Below are 18,934 nucleotides of genomic sequence, written 5' to 3'. Positions count from 1 at the left end.
TTTTTAAAAGCTTAATTACCAAAAATTCCTCTACCATTTTCAGAATTACTATTACCTGTTTGATTAGCATTATCCGCATCAGCTTCAGACGTTACCGCCGAACGGTAAATCTGATAATTGGTAAACGGTGCAGGATCCATCCACTTAATATTATTATTTTGTTCGTTTAACTTATTAAGTCTAGTTTCATCATTATCTAAAGTCTGTGTTTCTAAATCAAGATTTTTTCGCATTGTATCTGACGTCTTTTGTAAGGCTTCAGTTGACGCAACCTGAATAGATGACCCGTTAATCCAGGCATCATGACCTTGCAAATAGCCACTATCTAGGTCATTCATACAACCGCGATAATTCATTGCTAATGCCAACATGTCATTAAAGGTCAAATTGGTTTTGACATATTTAGTAAAGATTTTGACTAACTTACGATAATTGGCAATCGTATTAACTGACATCGCTTGATGCACAACCGCTGTAATGACTTGTCGTTGCCGCATTTGCCGACCATAATCACCACGAGGATCATCATGGCGCATACGTACATAAGCCACAGCATGTCGACCATTCAAATGTTGCTTGCCTTTATGAAAATCGCACCAATCATATGAAAAATCAAACGGTACTTTAACATCAACCCCACCGACTGCATCAACCAAATTCTTGAGCGCCTTCATATTAACTTCCACATAATAATGAATTGGGACATTGACTAAAGCCGAAACAGTCTTCATTGATGCTTTGCTACCGCCAATGCCATAAGCTGAATTAACTCTAAACATATCATATTTATCTCCCGGATCGCCTAGGATATTAACCAAGGTATCACGTGGAATTGAAGTCATGGTTGCCTTACTTTTTGCTGGGTTTGCCGTTGCCAAAATCAAAGTATCCGAATTGCCCTTATCGTGACGACCTTCCATCCCTTGGTCTACTCCCAAAACCAAAACTGAGATCGGCTCTTTATTAGCAATGCGCGCAGAGGTTGCAGAATTATTGCCATTGCCATCAATGGCCGTATGCAGCGCAAAATACATATGTGCTGCAAAAGCTAACCCAAAACAAACACAGAGTATTCCGATAATTCCAACAATTCGCAGCAAGATACCACTTTTTAACGCCTGTGCTGGGGCCGCAAAAATATGATTACGATGTAGACTAGTAGTAGAAAACTTTTTATGGTAATCTTCTCTACGTTTAGAATTTTGATCCATTCCTTTTTCTATTTCCTTCCACAATTATCCAATGATATTTGTAACATGTTTGAACTTAAACTAAAATATTACTGAATATAATTAATAATATCTTATTTTTTAACCATTTAAGCAAATAATGGCTAACATTAAGTAAATATTTAATAAGGAGAATTTTTAATGACCATTCCAACAAGAGATCAAGTTGAAGATAACTTAAAGTGGGATTTAACCCGCGTCTTCAAGTCCGACCAAGACTGGGAAGATGAATATACAATAGTTAAACAGGAAATACAAACTTTAACTAGTTTACAGGCAGAATTTACCAAAACTGCTACCAATTTATTTACCAGCTTAAGTAAAATTTTAACTGTTGAACGTAGATTAGAAAAGCTCTATGTCTATGCTTCAATGTCCAGCGATATTGATACGAGTAATGCTCATTATTTAGGTTATGTCGCCCAAAGCCAAACTCTAATTAGCCAATTTGAAGCCGCTACTGCCTTCATTAAACCTGCTATCTTAGCGCTGCCGGCAGATACACTCACTAATTTTAAAACTAGTGAACCTAAATTAAAACAGCTTGACCATTGGCTAGAGCAAATTACCCGTCTGCGGCCGCACACCTTGTCTGCAAACGAGGAAAAGTTAATCGCAGATACCGGTGATGCGATGGGTGTCTCTGAAAATACTTTTAACGTCTTGACTAATTCAGATTTAGAATATGGCTACGTTCAAAATGAGAACGGCGAAATGGTGCAATTATCTGATGGCCTTTATGATACTTTAATTCAGTCTCAAGATCGGCAAGTTAGACGCGGCGCTTTTGAAACAATGTATGCCACTTATGGTCAGTTTGAAAATTCACTCGCCTCAACGCTAAGCGGTGTAGTTAAAGCACACAATTTTACTGCTCAAGTTCACCATTACGACAGTGCTCGTGACGCAGCTCTAGATGAAAATGGCGTGCCGACTATCGTATACGACACCCTAATTCAAGAGGTTAATAACCACTTGGACTTACTGCACAGTTACGTTGCCTTACGCAAACAAATCTTAGGGCTTAAAGATTTACAAATGTGGGACATGTATGTACCTTTGACTGGTAAACCTGCGCTGTCTTATACTTTTACTCAAGCAAAAACAGCAGCCAAAAAAGCCCTGGCTCCACTTGGACAGGACTATCTTAAACAAGTTGATTATATTTTTGATAATCGCGTAATTGATGTAGTTGAGTCGCAAAATAAAGTTACAGGTGCATACTCGGGTGGTTCGTATGACACTGATGCCTACGAATTGCTTAACTGGACTGACAATATCGATTCTCTCTACACTCTTGTCCACGAAACCGGCCATTCTGTCCACAGCATGTATACCCGCAAAAACCAGCCTTATGTCTACGGTGACTATCCTATCTTTGTTGCTGAGATTGCCTCAACCACTAATGAAAATATCCTAACCGAATATTTGCTCGATCACGTCACAGATCCCAAAACCCGTGCCTTTGTCTTAAATTATTATCTCGATTCATTCAAAGGAACGCTATTTAGACAAACTGAGTTTGCTGAATTTGAACAATATATTCATGAACAAGATGCCAATGGCAACCCATTAACTGCAGATAAATTAGACAAGTTTTATGGACAATTGAATCAACATTATTATGGCGATAGCGTCGCACCGGGTGGTGAAATCGCCAAAGAATGGAGCCGCATACCGCACTTTTATTATGACTTTTACGTTTATCAGTACGCTACTGGCTTTGCAGCAGCTACCGCATTAGCCAACAAGGTGGTCCATGGAACTGATCAAGATCGCGCTGCCTACCTAGATTTTCTTAAAGCCGGTTCTAGTGCTGCTCCAACTGATATTATGCAGCATGCAGGAGTTGATATGACTAAGCCAGATTATCTTGAAGATGCCTTTACAACTTTTGCTAAACGTTTAGATGAATTTACAGAGATTGTTCAGCACGATTTTAAATAAGGTAAACAAAAAGCCATGTTTCTAAAGCATGGCTTTTGTATAAGACTAATTAAACTATTGCACTTGTAATCATTAATGACTTTTTGCAACTTTTTTATGAGTAGTTTTTTTATGGTATTTTTTGAGATTTTTCTGATTATACTTAGCTAACCATTTATTTGAATCATTATTATTAACCCAAAAATAACGTCCTTCAGTCGCTTGACCAATGCCAGGAATATTACCAATAAATGCCCATGGCCAATTAGCCGGAGCCTCTACAGTTACAATCGAACCTTTTTTCAAGTTCTTTTTTTGAACTAATCGCTGTTCATAACGCGGCTCGCTACCATTAATTTTCCATAAGCTTTGCTTTTTAGTAGTAATCATCTTCCTAGGCTTCCACCAATAATGTGAACTTTGTGCCGGGACTGCTTGAACATCTTCTAGCGAACCTATACTGGTAAAAGTCAATACTAAAGCTGGTAAAATTGCTAAAATCAACCATTTTTTCTTCATCATAGAGCCTCCTAAACTAAAGATACAGTATTATTTAGCTTCAGCATAACAGCTTAATATATGCAGAGCAATTTTATTGTTTTGCAAAAAGTCATAAATACGACTTGCAACTTGGCCCTATAAATAATATAACAATTAAGGAAATAAAATATTTCTCACATCAAAAAGCGGGAGTACCCTAGGCACTCTCGCTTTTCATTTTGGCCATAAAAACCAACCAATTCGCCGATTGACATGTGGATTTTCATGCAACTTACTATGCTGACCGTCTGCGCCCTTAATCTCTACTTCCTCATACTTGCGAGTTTTTCCATGCAAGAGATATCGCAGCGAACGCGCCGACACGACACTGACTGAACCATCAGAATTAGTGCCATCTTGCTTGTTACCATAAATATTTAACACTTGCACATCAGTAGGGAAATTTTCACGATGGCGTAATAAATAGCGATAGGTATCGTTAAGATATCTGGGACACCCGTTTTTTTGCAAGTAATTATGATTGACTTGATCATCTATCCCAATAATCCCAGCAAAGTGTCCACCAAGATTTACTTGTTTTACTAGCTTAGGCAGACTTTGCTTAGCACCATATCGTTCCTGATAATACGCTAGCGTTAGATTTCCCATCGAATGCGCGACAGTATTATATTGCTTAATGTGATACTTCTGCTTTAGTAGCAACATTAAATGATAAATCCAATTACTAGTAGTAAAATAATCACTATTTTTATTGTCCTGCATGACTACCTGAATTATTGGTCGCTTAACCGTCTTAGGCCAGTTTCCTTGTAAATGAATCTTGCCATTTTTTTGCACGGTAACAGTCAAAACCTTACGTGCATGGTCATGTTTTACGGCATAGGCAATCATCCCAGCAGTTGAGCGTCCACTAGCACCCCAACCATGCAGATAAATTGTTGGTGTTGACTTAGCACGATTAGCAATTTTACCTACACTAGTGAATCGATCGCCTTGCAACACATAAGTCTGGTTCTCAACAGGTAGCTTCGCTTTATACCAACAAAGTCCACCAAAAACCAGCAATAAAATTAGCAATCCGCTGCTAATTAATATTTTTCGCCGACGAGTCATTTATCTAATCCAAGTGCAGACAAATATTGACAATAAGCCTTTCCAGCTGCTTGCAAATCAGTATCACTGATTGCCATCGCATTATAAACAATAAATGGAGACAAAAATTTAGTACCAATTAAGTTGCTAGTACTACGAAATGGCAATAATAGTTCCGGCAGTGTTACTCCGAACTCTCCATCATGTTGATACTTGCTTTTGGGTGCTCCCGCAGAAATTGCCAGTAATAATTCTTTACCGTGCAACTTGTTACCACCGCTACCGTAAGCCCAACCATGTTCTAAAACTTGATCCTCCCACTTTTTCAGTAACGGTGGACAACTATACCAATAAAATGGAAATTGTAAAACAATCCGATCAGCCCAAGCTAATGCTACTTGTTCTTGCTGAACAACAATCTTTTCATCTGGATAAAGACGATACTCATCATAAATCCGCAAATTAGGGAGCTTGCTTTGCTTGACCTGATCAAATAAATGTCGGTTTACTTTTGAAAGAGCTAAATTTGGGTGAAAAGTTAATACTAAAACATTCATTATTTCTACTCCTGATTACCAAGGCTGCTTAGTTGGTCCAATAGTAAATTCACTGACATTAGTATCTGCAGGCTGATCAATGGCAAAAGCTACCACATTAGCTACGCGATCAGGACTAATTTGATATTGGTCGTATGTCTGCCCCATATCACGAGCCGTTGCTTCATCTGTAATCTGCTCCAGTAATTCAGTCTTAATTGCCGCTGGATAAATTGTCGCCGTTCGAATATTGGTACCTTCCTGTGCTGATTCCATTCGCAAAACTTCCATCAAATCTTTTAGCCCCCATTTAGTTGCGCCATATACCGCACCATTGGTGTAGGCTTTTAGACCAGCTACTGAAGAAGTCGCAATAATATGGCCAGATTTTTGCTTAGTAAATTCTGGTAAGACTGCTGCGATTCCATTTAGCACTCCTTTAAGATTGACGTCAATAATACGATCCCATTCAGTAGTTTTTAGCGCAGACAACGGCGAATTTGGCATTAAACCGGCATTTAGAAATATCACATCAACTTGACCAAAAGCTGCTTTAGCTGCAGCAACCAAGTTAAGATTATCTTCCTTATTGGTGACATCTGTTACTTGATAAATCGCTTGGCCACCCGCATCCGTAATTTCGCTAGCTAAGGTTGCTAATTTATCAGTTCGTCTAGCACCTAAAACTAATTTGGCACCCTTTTGGGCTAATAAGCGTGCTGTTGCCGCGCCAATTCCTGAAGAAGCCCCTGTAATAACTACTACTTTATCTTTAATTGCCATAATTTTTCTCTTTCTTAAACTCTGTTAAACTTACTTGCAAGCGCTGTAAACTATCCAGCAACATTTGACTTGGACAAGCAAAATTCAGCCGCAAAAAGTTTGAACCATTACCTCGATAAACAGCACCAGCTGCTAAAACCAGACCGGTTTTCCTACGAATAAAGTCTGCTAAAACTTGTGAATCATTGGTATAAGCCGACACATCGAGCCACATTAAGTAGGTAGCTTGCCCAGATGTTATTTTGACCTCTGGGATATTTGCCATGATAAACTTCTCTGCTAAATAATAATTAGCCGTCAGCTGCTTTTTCAAGCCATTGAGCCATTCGTCAGCCTTAGTATAAGCCGCAATACTACCAGGAATCGCCAGCAGGTTAGGTTCAGTTAGTTCGTCATTATTCAACCCGCGACTAATCTGATTACGCAAATTTTCATTAGGAATAATCACTGTTGCCGCGTGTAGTGCTGCCACGTTAAAAGCCTTACTTGGCGAAGTTAAGCTAACAACTTCTTTATCTGCCAAATTTGCCAATGCAGCTAGCGGTATATATTCCTCTTGCCCCCAGACTAAATCGCCATGAATTTCATCACTAACTAACTTTACATGATATTTCGTGCATAACTTAACCAGTCGCTCAAGCTCAGCCTTAGTCCAAGTTTTGCCCACTGGATTATGTGGATTACACAAAATCATCATGGTTGTTAGTGGCTGCGACAATTTAGCCGCTAAATCCGTCCAATCAATTTCATAATGATAATTTTGATAAACTAAATCGCTAGTTAAAGTATGACGACCATTATTTTCAATTGAATGATAAAAAATATCATAAACCGGCGCTTGCACCAAAATATTGTCGCCAACATTAGTGACACTGCGAACAATTGATGATAAAGCCGGAATAACACCATTGACAAACATTAACCAGTATTTCTCTAACTTAGTATGATGCTGCCCTTGGAACCAATTAATGAGTGCCTCATAATATGTATCAGGGACAGTTTCATATCCAAAAACACCCAAGTCTAGTTTTTCTTTCATCGCCGTAACTATTTCTGGAGCTACAGCAAAGTCCATGTCTGCTAAAGACATCGGTAATTCATTTTCATCAACATTCCACTTAACAGAGTTAGTCTGTCTACGCGGAATAATGGTAGTAAAATCATATTCCATAGTTTGCACTCAATCTTTCTGGGTAATAATCTTAGTCTTGCTAGGATCAATTTTGGTATCATCCATAATGAGCGTACCAATTTTTTCTGCTTTAATTACGCCACTAATGGGATTTTTGACACTAGTAATTTCCGAAGCTATCTCTGCATCGATCTCAGTTGAATATTCAAATGACAAAGTTGTTTGCAATAAACGACAATTTCTCATAGTTAACTTTTCAACATAGCACAGACCCTGATCACTTTCGATAGTACAGTTAATCAGCGTGAGATTTTTAGTATTCCACCCCAAATATTCGCCATTAATCACTGAATCTGATATCGTGACGTTTTGACAATTCCAAAATGCATCTTTAGTTATCAAAACTGAATCGTGAATCTCTACGTCACTTGCTCCATCAAAAGCATAATTACCAACTACTCTTAAATTATTGGCCTTAATTTGTTTACTGTTCATCCCAAAATAATCGCCAGTAGCTTGCACATTTTCTAAAGTCACTCTCTGACAATCCCAACAGGTTTCTTCTGCATCTGCTAAAGTTACGTTGGTTAACTTAAGGTCTTGGCAACGCCGAAAATTTTTCGGAGCTTGCAAGACAGAATCTGTTACTTTAAGATGATTAGTGTACCAAACACCTGAGCGAGCCATCGTTTCCCAAAGCGTATTTTTAACTTCAACCTGATCGCAATACCATAACGGATATTTCCACTTAAAAATATCTCCGGTCAGTTGCAAATTTCTGCCTTCCTTTAAGGGAGATTCTCCGGGTCCAAAAGTAGTATTGCTAATTTGGGCATCTGTTAGTCCAAAGAGTGGTCGTTCACCTTCATAATATTCATCCTGATAGTTTTTCATTTTTTACCTTCTTATTTTTTAACTTAAAAATGTTATGATTAGTACCACTAATGCAAACATAATAGGAGCAAGTTTGATGGAATTAAGAGTTTTACGGTATTTTTTAACCATTGTGAACGAACAAAGCATTTCCCATGCAGCCAATAAATTACATATTTCTCAGCCGACAATTTCACGGCAAATTCATGAACTAGAAAGCGAATTAGGCGTTAGCTTATTCGAGCGCAATCATCGCGGCATTAAGTTAACTAGCGCCGGCGAATACCTAGCCAATCAAGCCAGACAATTAATTGCCTTAGCCGACAAGACCAGCGCCAACATCAATAAAGAACACGAAATTAGTGGTAGCGTCTTTCTTGGTTGTGCCGAGATTCCCATGATGAGTACAATTGCTCAAACAATCGCTAATTTAACGCATTCTGCTCCCAAAATTACGGTTAATCTGCACAGTTGTGATGCCCGAGAAGTCCACGAAAAAATGCAAAATGGTATTTTCGACTTTGGAGTTACCGTAGAACCCATAAATAAAACTGATTATAATTTTTTAGTATTACCAGGAAGTACCGCTTGGGGAGTTTTAACTCGTAAAGATAATCCGTTAGCCAACCAAACTGGAATTAACGTTGATGACCTACATAATCAGCGAATGATTGTTCCGCAACAACAAAGCAGTTTAGAGGTCATCAATCAATGGCTTGGTAGTAGCTTCAAAAAACTTAATGTGGTTGCCACCTATAACCTACTATATAATGCTTCACTACTTGCCCAAGCTAGAGTCGGCTCAGCAATCTGTTTAGATGGCATTATTAATACAGTTGATACCGATCTAGTCTTCATTCCCTTAGTTCCTCGCCAAACCGCTCAAGTTTGTCTAATCTGGTCTAAAGCACTGACTCTTTCTCCAGCCGTGCAAAAGTTCTTAACTGAACTCAAACTGCTCTTACCAGTCAGCTAGTCTTGCTAAGTCTAAAGTTCATGCAAGCGGTAGGCTTCTTTGGCACTATCAACTTGTAAAATTACTGGCTGCTTACTATCAAGCGCTGTTATTGCCGCCAAATCTTCCTCAGTCAGATTAAAGTCTGCTAGTGCAAAGTTTTCTTGCATACGTTCTAAATGCACCGACTTAGGAATAGCTGAAATCTCACTCTGTTCAAGCCATTTCAAGACTACTTGAGCGGCGCTTTTACCATATTTAGCACCAATCTTAACTAAAATCGGATTGGTAAATAAATGATTCTGACCTTCCGCAAATGGGGCCCAAGCCATAGGCGTAATCTGATACTTAGCCATTAATTGTCGTAAATCTTGCTGCTGACAAAACGGATGCAATTCAATCTGATTCACTGCTGGAATAACCCCACTAGTTAAAATCAAATCAACCAGTCGATCTGGCAAAAAGTTACATACACCAATCGCTCTAATTTTGCCAGCTTGGTACAATTCGCTCATTGCCCGCCAACTGCCTTGATAATCACCATAAGGCATATGAATTAAGTAAAGATCCAAATAATCTGTTTGCAGATTTTTTAATGTTTGCTCAAAAGCTGCAAGTGTTTCTTGATAACCATCTTTAGTTAGCCAAACCTTAGATGAAATAAAAAGCTCATTACGCGGAATTGAACTACGCTTAATCGCCTTGCCAACGGCACTTTCATTCCCATAATTGGCAGCAGTATCGATCATTCGGTAACCAGTTTTTAACGCGGATAGCACACAAGCCTCACATTCTATTAAGTCATTAATTTGAAAAGTGCCAAAGCCTAACTGCGGCATAGAGACACCATTGTTTAATTTGATTCGCTTCATATTTTTCCTCCTTTATGATTGATTGAGTTAATCTTACAAGTGGAGCGCTTTTTTGTCTAATACCTATAATAAATGCTTACCTATGCTTTTTAGCTATATTATGGCGATAAAAAAGCCGCTCCTTTTTGATAAGGAACGGCTCAGACAAGTTATTTATCAGCCTTAGCTTCAACATAATGATCGTTTAACCACCAGTTTAGCATAAGTAAAATTGTATCGTATAACAAAAATATTCCTGCATCACCAGCTAAATTAATTTTTGGCAATGGATACGTCAAATATCGGTAAGGGATATTGAACAAAGCATGGTCAATATTGACGATAACATGACGCAAAATATTATAACCAGAAACGATTAGCCAACTAACAACAAAAAGTAAGATAATTCTAACTGTCCACTTGACCAACCTATGTGACATATTTGGCCAAAAATCAATTAGCGCTACACTACTAAAATTCAGAAAGCTAACTGTTAAATAAATCGCTATTCCGATTAATAACAAGACTAGCACAGTCAAAACATACTTATTAATCACTACTCCAGACAAGTGGGTCATTGAATAATTAAAGTTATAAAATATTTTTCTCGTACTAGTATCAAAAAAAGAGAAAATAAATAACGCGATAATCAATTCAACTCCCAACAACAAGTCAAAGCAGATAAAAGCACTACCTGAACTAACCGTATTTATTACATACAATTTACTATCATTAATTGGTAGCAAGCGCCAGGTCTGATCACGATTAAAACGCTCATTCTGCTGACAACTATATACCAAATAAATCATATTGGCTAAAATGCCTAGTAAAATAAATGCTGTTTCAAAACTATCGGGATACAAATTCAGACGTTCTTTGGCATCATAATTAAAATTCAACATAAGAGAAAATACAATTGTTGCAAATAATTGTAAGCAAAACACTTTGTAAGTTGACTTTATTTTTTGTTTAAATAAGGTTTTGAATACTACCCAATACTTGACCATCAGCTTTTCTCCTTATTGACCTATTTTCATTTAACTTAGCATAGTCGTCGTCAAAACATACTAAGGTCAACAAACGTTTTACCAAATATTTAGAATTGTACAGTCACTAAGAAAACTTATATATCTCCGATGTATTTTATACTTTCAAATTTTCCTGCCAAAATTGCCATGCTAAATCTTGGTATAACTTGCATCCTGCCAAATAGTCATCAATTGCAATGAATTCGTTAGGCTGATGATCGCTCACGCCAGCAGCTGGTCCCAAGATAATAATCGGAAAGTTATTCGAAGCCTGAATATATTCTGAAGCATCTGTTGCGCCAGTCCCAGCAACTAGCTCACCTCCGCGACCAAGACTTTTGCGTACTACTCGCTGTGCCAATTTAGCTAGTTTAGTATCTGCTTGACTAGGCAGCGGCACTTCCGGATAACTGTACCGAATAGCTAACTGCGCACCTTGAGCATTCAATTCGCTAATAATCTGTTCTAGCTCAGTCATAATTTGCTGATTCGGATAAAGTGGAGTGGTTCGAATATTACCACTAAGCCAGGCCTGATCTGGAACCGAATTAATTTGATTACCGCCCTGGATTTGACTAATTACATGAGTTAACCCTCCTAAAACGGGATCTTTTTCAGTATGACTTGCCATTAAAGTTTGTGCTTCTTGAGCAAATTTTACTAACGGCATAATTGCATTGCGCCCTAACTCTGGTGTCGAAGCGTGCACACCAATCCCTTTCGACGTAACATAATAATCAATAATTCCTTTATGAGTTACTCGAATATTAAAATTAGATGGTTCGCCAATGACTAAGCCAGCCAGCTCATCCGCATACCCAGCTTTAACCAGTTGGGCAGCTCCAAATTCGCCAATTTCTTCACCAACTGAAGCTAGCAAACGCAGCCGACCAGGTAATTTTTTACCACTATTTAATAAATCCAGCATACTAACAACCATTGCGGCTAATCCGGACTTCATGTCACTGGCACCACGGCCATATAATTTTCCAGCTTTAATAGTGGGTGTAAACGGTGGCGTTTGCCAATTAGCTAAGTCGCCAGCATCAACCACATCTTCATGCCCTGAAAAGCCTAACATTGGTCCACTTTCACCAAGCGTAATTACTAAGTTATCGCGTCCTGGCGTATAAGTAACCCGATCAATTTTAACAGGATAATCTTTAAATAGATCAGTCAAATAATCGGCAATCTGACTTTCATGATCATTAGTTGTATCAAGTGCAATTATATCAGTCAATATTTTAATAGCTTGTTTATTTTCCATAATGGCACCTTTTTATTATGCTTCTAATATCTTAGCTAAAAAGTCCTGTGCCCGGCTTGTCTTAGGATGAGCAAAGAATTCCTGCGGTGTAGCCTTTTCCTGAAGATAACCATCAGCCATAAACCAAACTTCATCAGCTACTTTTTTGGCAAAGCCCATTTCATGAGTTACAACTACCATAGTCATTCCCTTTTGAGCTAAATCTTGCATAACTTTTAGCACTTCGCCAACCATTTCGGGATCAAGCGCCGAGGTTGGTTCATCAAAGAGCATAACTTTAGGATTCATTGCTAGAGCCCTGGCAATTGCCACCCGCTGTTGCTGACCTCCTGATAAACTAGCAGGAAAAGCATCAGCCTTATCAGCCAAACCAACTTGTTCTAGCAGTTCAATTGCCTTAGCCGTAATTGTTTCATCTGGCGTCTTTTTAATTTTAGTCGGAGCCAATTTAATATTTTCAAGAACGCTCATATGTGGGAACAAATTAAATTGTTGAAACACCATTCCCATTTCTTCACGTAAAGTATTAAGCTCTGTTTCACTTAAAGCAGTCAATTCCTTGCCCTCAAACAAAACTTTCCCTGAAGTCGGTTCATCAAGTAGATTTAGACAACGCAAGAAGGTACTTTTACCTGCACCTGACGGTCCGACCAAACAGATAACCTGCCCATCATTAACCTCAGCATTAATATCTTTTAAAACTTCATTCTTACCAAAAGTTTTTTGTAAATGTTCGACTGCCAAAATTGGTTTAGTACTAATCATGATTCATCTTCCTCTCAAATATTTTCATTAAACTAGACAAACTAAAGGTAATAATAAAGTACAGAATCATGGTAATTACCAATGGCATGACGCCCCGGTAGGTATCTGCCTGGACAATCCGTGATTGATAAATTAAGTCTTTGACCCCAATAACTGAAACAATCGAACTTTCCTTAATCAAAGAAACAAATTCATTTCCTAAAGCTGGCCAGATATTTTTCATTGCTTGTGGCATAATTACGTAACGCATCGTAGCTGAACGTGATAATCCTAGTGACCTTGAAGCTTCCGTTTGCCCAACTGAAACCGAATTGATTCCCGAGCGGATAACTTCTGCCACATAAGCAGCCGAATTAAGTGACACAGCAATAATCCCTGATAATAAGGCTGGAATGTTAACAATCAAGCCTAAGCCAAAGTAAATAAATAATAACTGCACCATGAGCGGTGTACCACGAACAAATTCAATATAAGCAGTGGCAATCGAATGAGCAACTTTATTATGACTCAACCGCATTAATGCTAGTACTGCACCTAGCAAAAAGCCGAAGAAAACCGAAATTGCTGAGATAAACAAGGTGTAACCAACACCAGCAAAAAAGAAATCTTTATAAGCCCACATTGAATTGGATGACTTGGTTGCTTTTTTAGATTTGCCAGTAGTTAGGTACTTGCTAACTTTAGGTAAATATTGCTTCTGAATTAATTTGTCGGCTTTAATTTGCTCAATTGATTTGTTGGCCGCATTCACTAAACTTTGAGCCCCTTGATGAAAGGCTACCGCTTTGCCCATATCACCTGTTTTAAATCCTGCAGGTATGTGCGTTAAGCCAGCCGTATTTTGTGAAAAAGCTTCAGCAGTTTCTTTATCAACGGCTACTGCATCAAACTTATTAGTTTTTAAAGCTAAGACAAGATCATTATCCTTATCCATTGTTTTTAGTTTAACTTTTTTGGCTTGCTCTTTAATCAAATCAGTCTGCAAACTTCCCGTTTGCGCTCCAATTGTTTTACCCGCAAAGGAATGATAGCTATGATATTTTTTAGCATCAGCTTTTCTAATAATTAATTCTTGTCCACTATTTTCATAGACCTCACTAAAATCAACACTTTTAGCCCGTTTCGGAGTCCGCGTCATTCCCGCAATTACCATGTCAACTTTGCCAGTTTCAAGACCAACTAACAGTGAGTCAAAATCCATCGTTTTGATAACCAATTTGACGCCCATATCTTTGGCGATTTTTTTGCCAACTTCGACATCTATTCCCACTACACCGGATTTGCCGTGCTGATTTTTAACAAATTCAAATGGCGGATAATCAGGACTAGTGCCCATCACCAGCTTACCTTTTTGCTTAACCTTTTTTAAATAATTATCGGTTGCTTTTGGCGTCTTAGCAGCTTGAACATCTGTGCTATTAACAGTTGCTGCGCTTAGCAGCATTAGTAGCGCAAAAATTGCTGCCAGCCATTTTTTTATCTTTTTCATTGACTAATCTCCCATTTTTATTTATGCAAATATTTCAGCTATTTACTACAACAAGTCAATGCATCGTCGCCTATTCACAAAGTTCATTTTTGCTCCCTAAATAAAAAAACTCGCCCTCTTCTTACATTACGTAAGAAGAGACGAGCTTTTACCCGCGGTACCACTCTTGTTGACACAAAGTATCCGCTTATTGATTTATCAAATTATCTATCAGGCACGCCTTCAATTATTCTTCTAGTCTGCCTTTCACCACCCGCAAACTCGCTAATAGAAAAAATAATTTACTACTCCTAATATCTTTAATTCATGATTATAACAGAAAAAAAGACCTTGTCCAATCTTTTTTGAAATTAAATTAATATTTTATGATTAAAAAATGATATTTATATACGTTAGTACCACTTTTACTAGTAATCAAAATTTTTAAAAAATAAAAACTGCTTACTGAGTTTTATAAGAATACTCAAGTACAGCAGTTTTGTATTTTTAAGCTTCAGAAGCACCGGAAACTACATCAGCACCAGTATTCTTTAATTGGTTATCACCAGTTACTGGGTATGGCTTAAGTCTAGAAGGATCCGTATCCGACTTCAAATTGTCAGCAGTATAACTAATATTAGTTAATTTTGCATGCTTAACATCTTCAATTGTCTTGCAACCAGTTAGTTGCATATCAATTAGTAATTCATCATTTAATTGCTTAATGACTGACTCGACACCTTTAGCACCACCAAGAGCTAAGGCATAAAGATATGGACGACCAATTCCAACTAAATCAGCACCCAGAGCCAACGCTTTGAAGACGTGTGAACCACGACGAACTCCTGAGTCAAAAATAATTGGCACCCGATGATTTACTGCCTTAGCAATTTCTGGCAACATATCAATTGTCGCTGGGCCACTATCAACTTCTCGACCACCATGATTAGTGACATAGATACCGTCGGCACCAGCGCCCATTGCTAAATTGGCATCCTCAGCACACATTACCCCTTTGATATAAACTGGTAAGCCAGACATTTCCTTAATTCGCTTAACGTCTTCAGGTCCAATCTTTTGTGCAGAAGAAGCATACATCTGTGCCACAGTCTGTCCTTCACCTTGTGCTCCCTGATAACGACTGAAGAAATCTAATGGAACTGGGAAAGCAAATTGTGTTCTTAAGTTAGCTTCACGATAACCAGAAACTAGTGCATCAACGGTTAAGAAAATTCCGTTATAACCAGCCTTCTTAATAGCATCAAAGACCATCTGGTTGAAATCCCAATCTTTACTTAAATAAAGTTGAAAGAAACGTGGTGCATCAGGCGCTGCGGCAGCAATATCTTCAACACTCTTATTACCATAAGTACTTGATGAAAATAATGCACCGGCAGCTGCGGCACCTTTTTGGGTAGCAACTTCTGCATCGGTATGAGCTATTCCGTGACAAGCAATTGGGGAAATCATAATTGGAGTTTTTAGCTTCAGTCCCATAAAGTCAGTGTCAAGTTGCGGATCCTGCATATCAGTCAATGCTCTAGGCACAATTTGAAAGTGATTAAACGCAGTCGTATTATTGCGCCAAGTCCATTCATTCTCAGAACCAGATGCGATGTAGTAGTAGGCACCCTCTGGCATCACTTCTTTAGCACGCTCCTCAAGTTCATCTACATTAATCATACTAATCGCCTCATCGCGATCACTTTGCGGAAAACCGTTATAATAAACTGTCATTGCAAAAACTCCTTTTAATATAAAATTATTTTAGCCTTATTATACTCGAAAGCACTTTCAAATGTTAGTGAAAATAATAAAAGAAAGTTTGCCCATCAATTATCATATTTGCCAATTTCAATTACACAGGAAAACTATACTTAAAGAGCCAATACCGGCTCACGAATTACCCATACAAAGTTGTAAATTACCTTTTCAGTAAATTGACAAAATATACCACTAAATAAATTGTTACTTCAATTACAGAAATAAAAAAAGTAACTGGCAAATTGGTAATAAAACCTAAATATAGCCCTAGCCAAACTCCAACTAATGCAAATAGGACTGACCAAGCAATAATCGATCCGACAGTGCGACCAAGGTAATTCGCACTAGCCGGCGGCAACGTTAATAAAATAAAGACTAACAAAGAGCCAACAATTTGTGAACCCACTGACACTGCCATTGCTAGTGCCACTAAAAAGACCACACTAACTAAATTGCTATTAACCCCATGTGCCAGCGCTCCAATATGATCAAAGGAATCGAAATTAAGTGGTCGCTGAATTGAAAAAATTAACAATAACACGATTAACGATAGCAAAACCATTTGAATAACGCCTTGTTTATCCACACCGATAATACTACCAAATAAAATGTTAGTCGCATATTTACTACTAGTACTAGAAATCGCTAAAAACAAAACTCCTAGTCCAACAAATAATGCAGAAATAGCACTAATTGATGCCTCTTTCTGATCACTATGTAAAGATAATTCGCCGACACTCACCGAGCCAAACAAGGTAAATAATAACATTCCCCATAAGGGACCAATGCCTAGCCAACCTGCAAAAGCAGCACCAGCAAAACCGATTTCCGACAAAGTATGTGCCAAAAAGCTAAAGTTGCGGCTAACTACGTAGACACCAACTATGCCACAAGTAATGGCAATAAAAGTACTAGCAACAAATGCATTACGCATAAATTCATATGCAAACATTACTCATACGCCCCCTCAAATTGGGTCATTTTTCCTTGCTCGATTACACCATGATTCAAGTACAAATAATTTTCCATATATTTACGAGCTAAGGGTACATCGTGAGTTACAAACAATACAGTAATAGCATGCTTTTGGTTTAAGTGTTTAATTAAACTCATCAACTCATCTTTAGCAGTTGGATCCAAACTAGCAGTTGCTTCATCCAAAATAATCATATTGGGGTTATCAAGCAAGGCCTGTGCTAGATACGCACGTTGCTTTTGTCCACCAGAAGCCTCGCCCATCCGAACGTTTTTGATATCTGCCAAATTTGCCTCAACTAATTGCTTATTGATTGCCTGTTTAGTTTTGCCAGTCTTGAATAATGGGGCATTCAAACCAACAAAAGCAGCAATTGACAATGGATATTCAGCATCGATATTGCGAAATTGCGGTACATAGCCCAATTTAGTATCTTGAGCAAACCTAAATGAACCTTTAGTAGGAGTAAGCAGCTGCATTAAAATATTAATTAGGGTGGTCTTACCTGTACCATTAGGACCTAAAAGAGCAGTCATTGAGCCTCTTTTTAGTTTGAAATTTATATCCGAAAAAATCATTTTTTTATCAAAACTCATTGACAAGTTATTGACTTCTAAAATATCAGACAATTTGACCCTCCTAACTTAGAGCTTACTTAAAGTTCCCAGCCTTAACATATTCATTAACATCAATTGGATAATACTTGCGATTACCAATCTTGACCTTACCGCCATATGTTCTCACTGAATTACCACGATATAATTTGCTATAACCAATACGACTACCACTATTATTGTATAAATAGGCATTGTGGGTTAACTTACGCATTCTGCCTTCAACGTTGCTGGCTACAACATATTGATTACTGCCAATCTGTAAGTATTTTTTATTATTGATGGTCTTATCGCCGTAAATTGTTAACTTACTGCCCGGCTTTTTCATGGCTGCATCAGTTGCCACACCATCAGCATCATAAATAATAGCATCATGCATTAAGGTCTTAGTAGCAATCGGTGCTGGCAAAGCCGGCTCAGTTGGCTTTTCAGGCTTTTCACTCGTAGTAGTGGTATCAGTTGCTGGGTCAGTCGCAGGTGTAGTTTGTAAATCATAGTAATACTTAATTAGATCATAAAATTGATCCATTGAATAACCAAATTTAGCAAAATAACCATCTGGATCTGTATGATCTGTTCCACCTAAAAAGTTAGATACAGCATGATGGGACCAAATCGTACCTTTGCCATCGTGAACAGCGTTATCTGGTTCAAGATTGAAACGATGCAGCATCTTAGCAACATAGATTGCATCGTTATTCACCCCTTTGGCAAAGTCAGCTTGATTGCTTTCTTCACATAATTCTACCTGGAAAAAACGATTGTTAGCATTAGCTCCTGCGCCCCAAACACCATAATTAGGCGTCATCATTTGAATAATTTGACCTTTATCAACAAACGCGTGGACGTAAGAATACATATTCATCCATTCGCGGTTAAAATAAATTGCTTCATCATGGGCACTTGCACCTGGAGTTGCAGTTTCGTGAATTACCACTCCTTCTGGCTTGCCATTACGGTACTGCAGCGGACCATTAGCATAAAAGCAGTTGTAGACAATCCCCTCTTGTTCTAGCATCTGATATAAATAGGTAACACCACTATAACTATTCTGCTTAGCTTGCTCATTAATTGAACTTGCCGCTGCTACTTGATCCACTTGATGAACGGTTGCAGGAGCAGCTATACTAGCAGCCAGTGCCAATGCAGCAATTAATTTTTTCATTGTTATTTC

General features: G+C 38.2%; 18 protein-coding genes. 2 read left to right on the top strand and 16 right to left on the bottom strand.

Features of this window, described 5'->3' with window-relative positions; genetic code table 11:
- Positions 1 to 11: 11 nt before the first annotated feature.
- Positions 12 to 1,211 (bottom strand): LCP family protein, encoded by a 1,200-nt coding sequence (locus tag OZX56_RS01740; protein ID WP_277139962.1) that lies wholly within the window; start codon positions 1,209 to 1,211, stop codon positions 12 to 14.
- Between the two features lie 159 nt (positions 1,212 to 1,370).
- Between OZX56_RS01740 and pepF the strand changes: the two genes are divergently transcribed.
- Positions 1,371 to 3,176, top strand: coding sequence for an oligoendopeptidase F (pepF, locus tag OZX56_RS01735; RefSeq protein ID WP_277139961.1), 1,806 nt, complete (start codon positions 1,371 to 1,373; stop codon positions 3,174 to 3,176).
- A 72-nt stretch (positions 3,177 to 3,248) separates the two neighbouring features.
- Here the strand turns inward: pepF and OZX56_RS01730 are convergent, their stop codons facing one another.
- The 6 genes from OZX56_RS01730 to OZX56_RS01705 all read right to left on the bottom strand — a co-directional run bounded on the left by OZX56_RS01730 (position 3,249) and on the right by OZX56_RS01705 (position 8,093).
- Positions 3,249 to 3,674 (bottom strand): hypothetical protein, encoded by a 426-nt coding sequence (locus tag OZX56_RS01730; RefSeq protein WP_277139960.1) that lies wholly within the window; start codon positions 3,672 to 3,674, stop codon positions 3,249 to 3,251.
- Positions 3,675 to 3,869: 195 nt separating this feature from the next.
- Positions 3,870 to 4,769, bottom strand: coding sequence for an alpha/beta hydrolase (locus OZX56_RS01725; RefSeq protein ID WP_277139959.1), 900 nt, complete (start codon positions 4,767 to 4,769; stop codon positions 3,870 to 3,872).
- Complete coding sequence (locus tag OZX56_RS01720) at positions 4,766 to 5,305, bottom strand: NAD(P)H-dependent oxidoreductase (RefSeq protein ID WP_277139958.1); 540 nt, start codon at positions 5,303 to 5,305, stop codon at positions 4,766 to 4,768. The genes OZX56_RS01725 and OZX56_RS01720 overlap by 4 nt, the downstream gene beginning before the upstream one ends.
- A gap of 15 nt (positions 5,306 to 5,320) precedes the next feature.
- The gene (locus OZX56_RS01715) at positions 5,321 to 6,067 is read right to left on the bottom strand and encodes an SDR family oxidoreductase (RefSeq protein ID WP_277139957.1); all 747 of its coding nucleotides are present in this window, start codon (positions 6,065 to 6,067) and stop codon (positions 5,321 to 5,323) included.
- On the bottom strand, positions 6,057 to 7,238 hold the full coding sequence (locus OZX56_RS01710) for a MalY/PatB family protein (RefSeq protein WP_277139956.1): 1,182 nt from the start codon (positions 7,236 to 7,238) through the stop codon (positions 6,057 to 6,059). Before OZX56_RS01710 ends, OZX56_RS01715 begins: the two co-directional genes overlap by 11 nt.
- 9 nt (positions 7,239 to 7,247) lie before the next feature.
- Positions 7,248 to 8,093 carry a DUF3737 family protein gene (locus tag OZX56_RS01705; protein ID WP_277139955.1) on the bottom strand — a complete coding sequence of 282 codons (846 nt, stop codon included), beginning with the start codon at positions 8,091 to 8,093 and terminating at the stop codon, positions 7,248 to 7,250.
- Positions 8,094 to 8,169: 76 nt separating this feature from the next.
- Here OZX56_RS01705 and OZX56_RS01700 point away from each other — a divergent pair, with 76 nt between their 5' ends.
- A complete protein-coding gene (locus tag OZX56_RS01700; protein ID WP_277139954.1) occupies positions 8,170 to 9,048 on the top strand; it encodes a LysR family transcriptional regulator in 879 nt (292 codons plus the stop codon).
- An 11-nt stretch (positions 9,049 to 9,059) separates the two neighbouring features.
- Here OZX56_RS01700 and OZX56_RS01695 read toward each other — a convergent pair whose 3' ends face one another.
- The 9 genes from OZX56_RS01695 to OZX56_RS01655 form a co-directional block, all read right to left on the bottom strand.
- Entirely contained in the window at positions 9,060 to 9,899 is an 840-nt protein-coding gene (locus tag OZX56_RS01695) for an aldo/keto reductase (protein ID WP_277139953.1), read from the bottom strand.
- Positions 9,900 to 10,048: 149 nt separating this feature from the next.
- A complete protein-coding gene (locus OZX56_RS01690; protein ID WP_277139952.1) occupies positions 10,049 to 10,780 on the bottom strand; it encodes a hypothetical protein in 732 nt (243 codons plus the stop codon).
- 241 nt (positions 10,781 to 11,021) lie between these two features.
- Positions 11,022 to 12,173, bottom strand: coding sequence for an ArgE/DapE family deacylase (locus OZX56_RS01685; protein ID WP_277139951.1), 1,152 nt, complete (start codon positions 12,171 to 12,173; stop codon positions 11,022 to 11,024).
- 15 nt (positions 12,174 to 12,188) lie between these two features.
- Positions 12,189 to 12,938 carry an amino acid ABC transporter ATP-binding protein gene (locus OZX56_RS01680; RefSeq protein ID WP_277139950.1) on the bottom strand — a complete coding sequence of 250 codons (750 nt, stop codon included), beginning with the start codon at positions 12,936 to 12,938 and terminating at the stop codon, positions 12,189 to 12,191.
- A complete protein-coding gene (locus OZX56_RS01675) occupies positions 12,931 to 14,427 on the bottom strand; it encodes an ABC transporter substrate-binding protein/permease (RefSeq protein ID WP_277124750.1) in 1,497 nt (498 codons plus the stop codon). Before OZX56_RS01675 ends, OZX56_RS01680 begins: the two co-directional genes overlap by 8 nt.
- Before the next feature lie 486 nt (positions 14,428 to 14,913).
- Positions 14,914 to 16,143 carry a lactate oxidase gene (locus tag OZX56_RS01670; RefSeq protein WP_277139949.1) on the bottom strand — a complete coding sequence of 410 codons (1,230 nt, stop codon included), beginning with the start codon at positions 16,141 to 16,143 and terminating at the stop codon, positions 14,914 to 14,916.
- Positions 16,144 to 16,330: 187 nt separating this feature from the next.
- A complete protein-coding gene (locus OZX56_RS01665; protein ID WP_277124754.1) occupies positions 16,331 to 17,122 on the bottom strand; it encodes a metal ABC transporter permease in 792 nt (263 codons plus the stop codon).
- On the bottom strand, positions 17,122 to 17,742 hold the full coding sequence (locus OZX56_RS01660) for an ATP-binding cassette domain-containing protein (protein WP_277140337.1): 621 nt from the start codon (positions 17,740 to 17,742) through the stop codon (positions 17,122 to 17,124). The genes OZX56_RS01665 and OZX56_RS01660 overlap by 1 nt, the downstream gene beginning before the upstream one ends.
- 55 nt (positions 17,743 to 17,797) lie before the next feature.
- Positions 17,798 to 18,925 (bottom strand): SLAP domain-containing protein, encoded by a 1,128-nt coding sequence (locus tag OZX56_RS01655; protein WP_348635966.1) that lies wholly within the window; start codon positions 18,923 to 18,925, stop codon positions 17,798 to 17,800.
- Between the last annotated feature and the right edge of the window lie 9 nt (positions 18,926 to 18,934).

Origin of the sequence: Lactobacillus sp. ESL0684 (assembly GCF_029392675.1) — a bacterium.
Taxonomy (GTDB): Bacteria; Bacillota; Bacilli; order Lactobacillales; family Lactobacillaceae; genus Lactobacillus.
The sequence above is the reverse complement of the archived record's forward strand: the minus strand, read 5'-3'. Positions and strand labels throughout refer to the sequence as shown.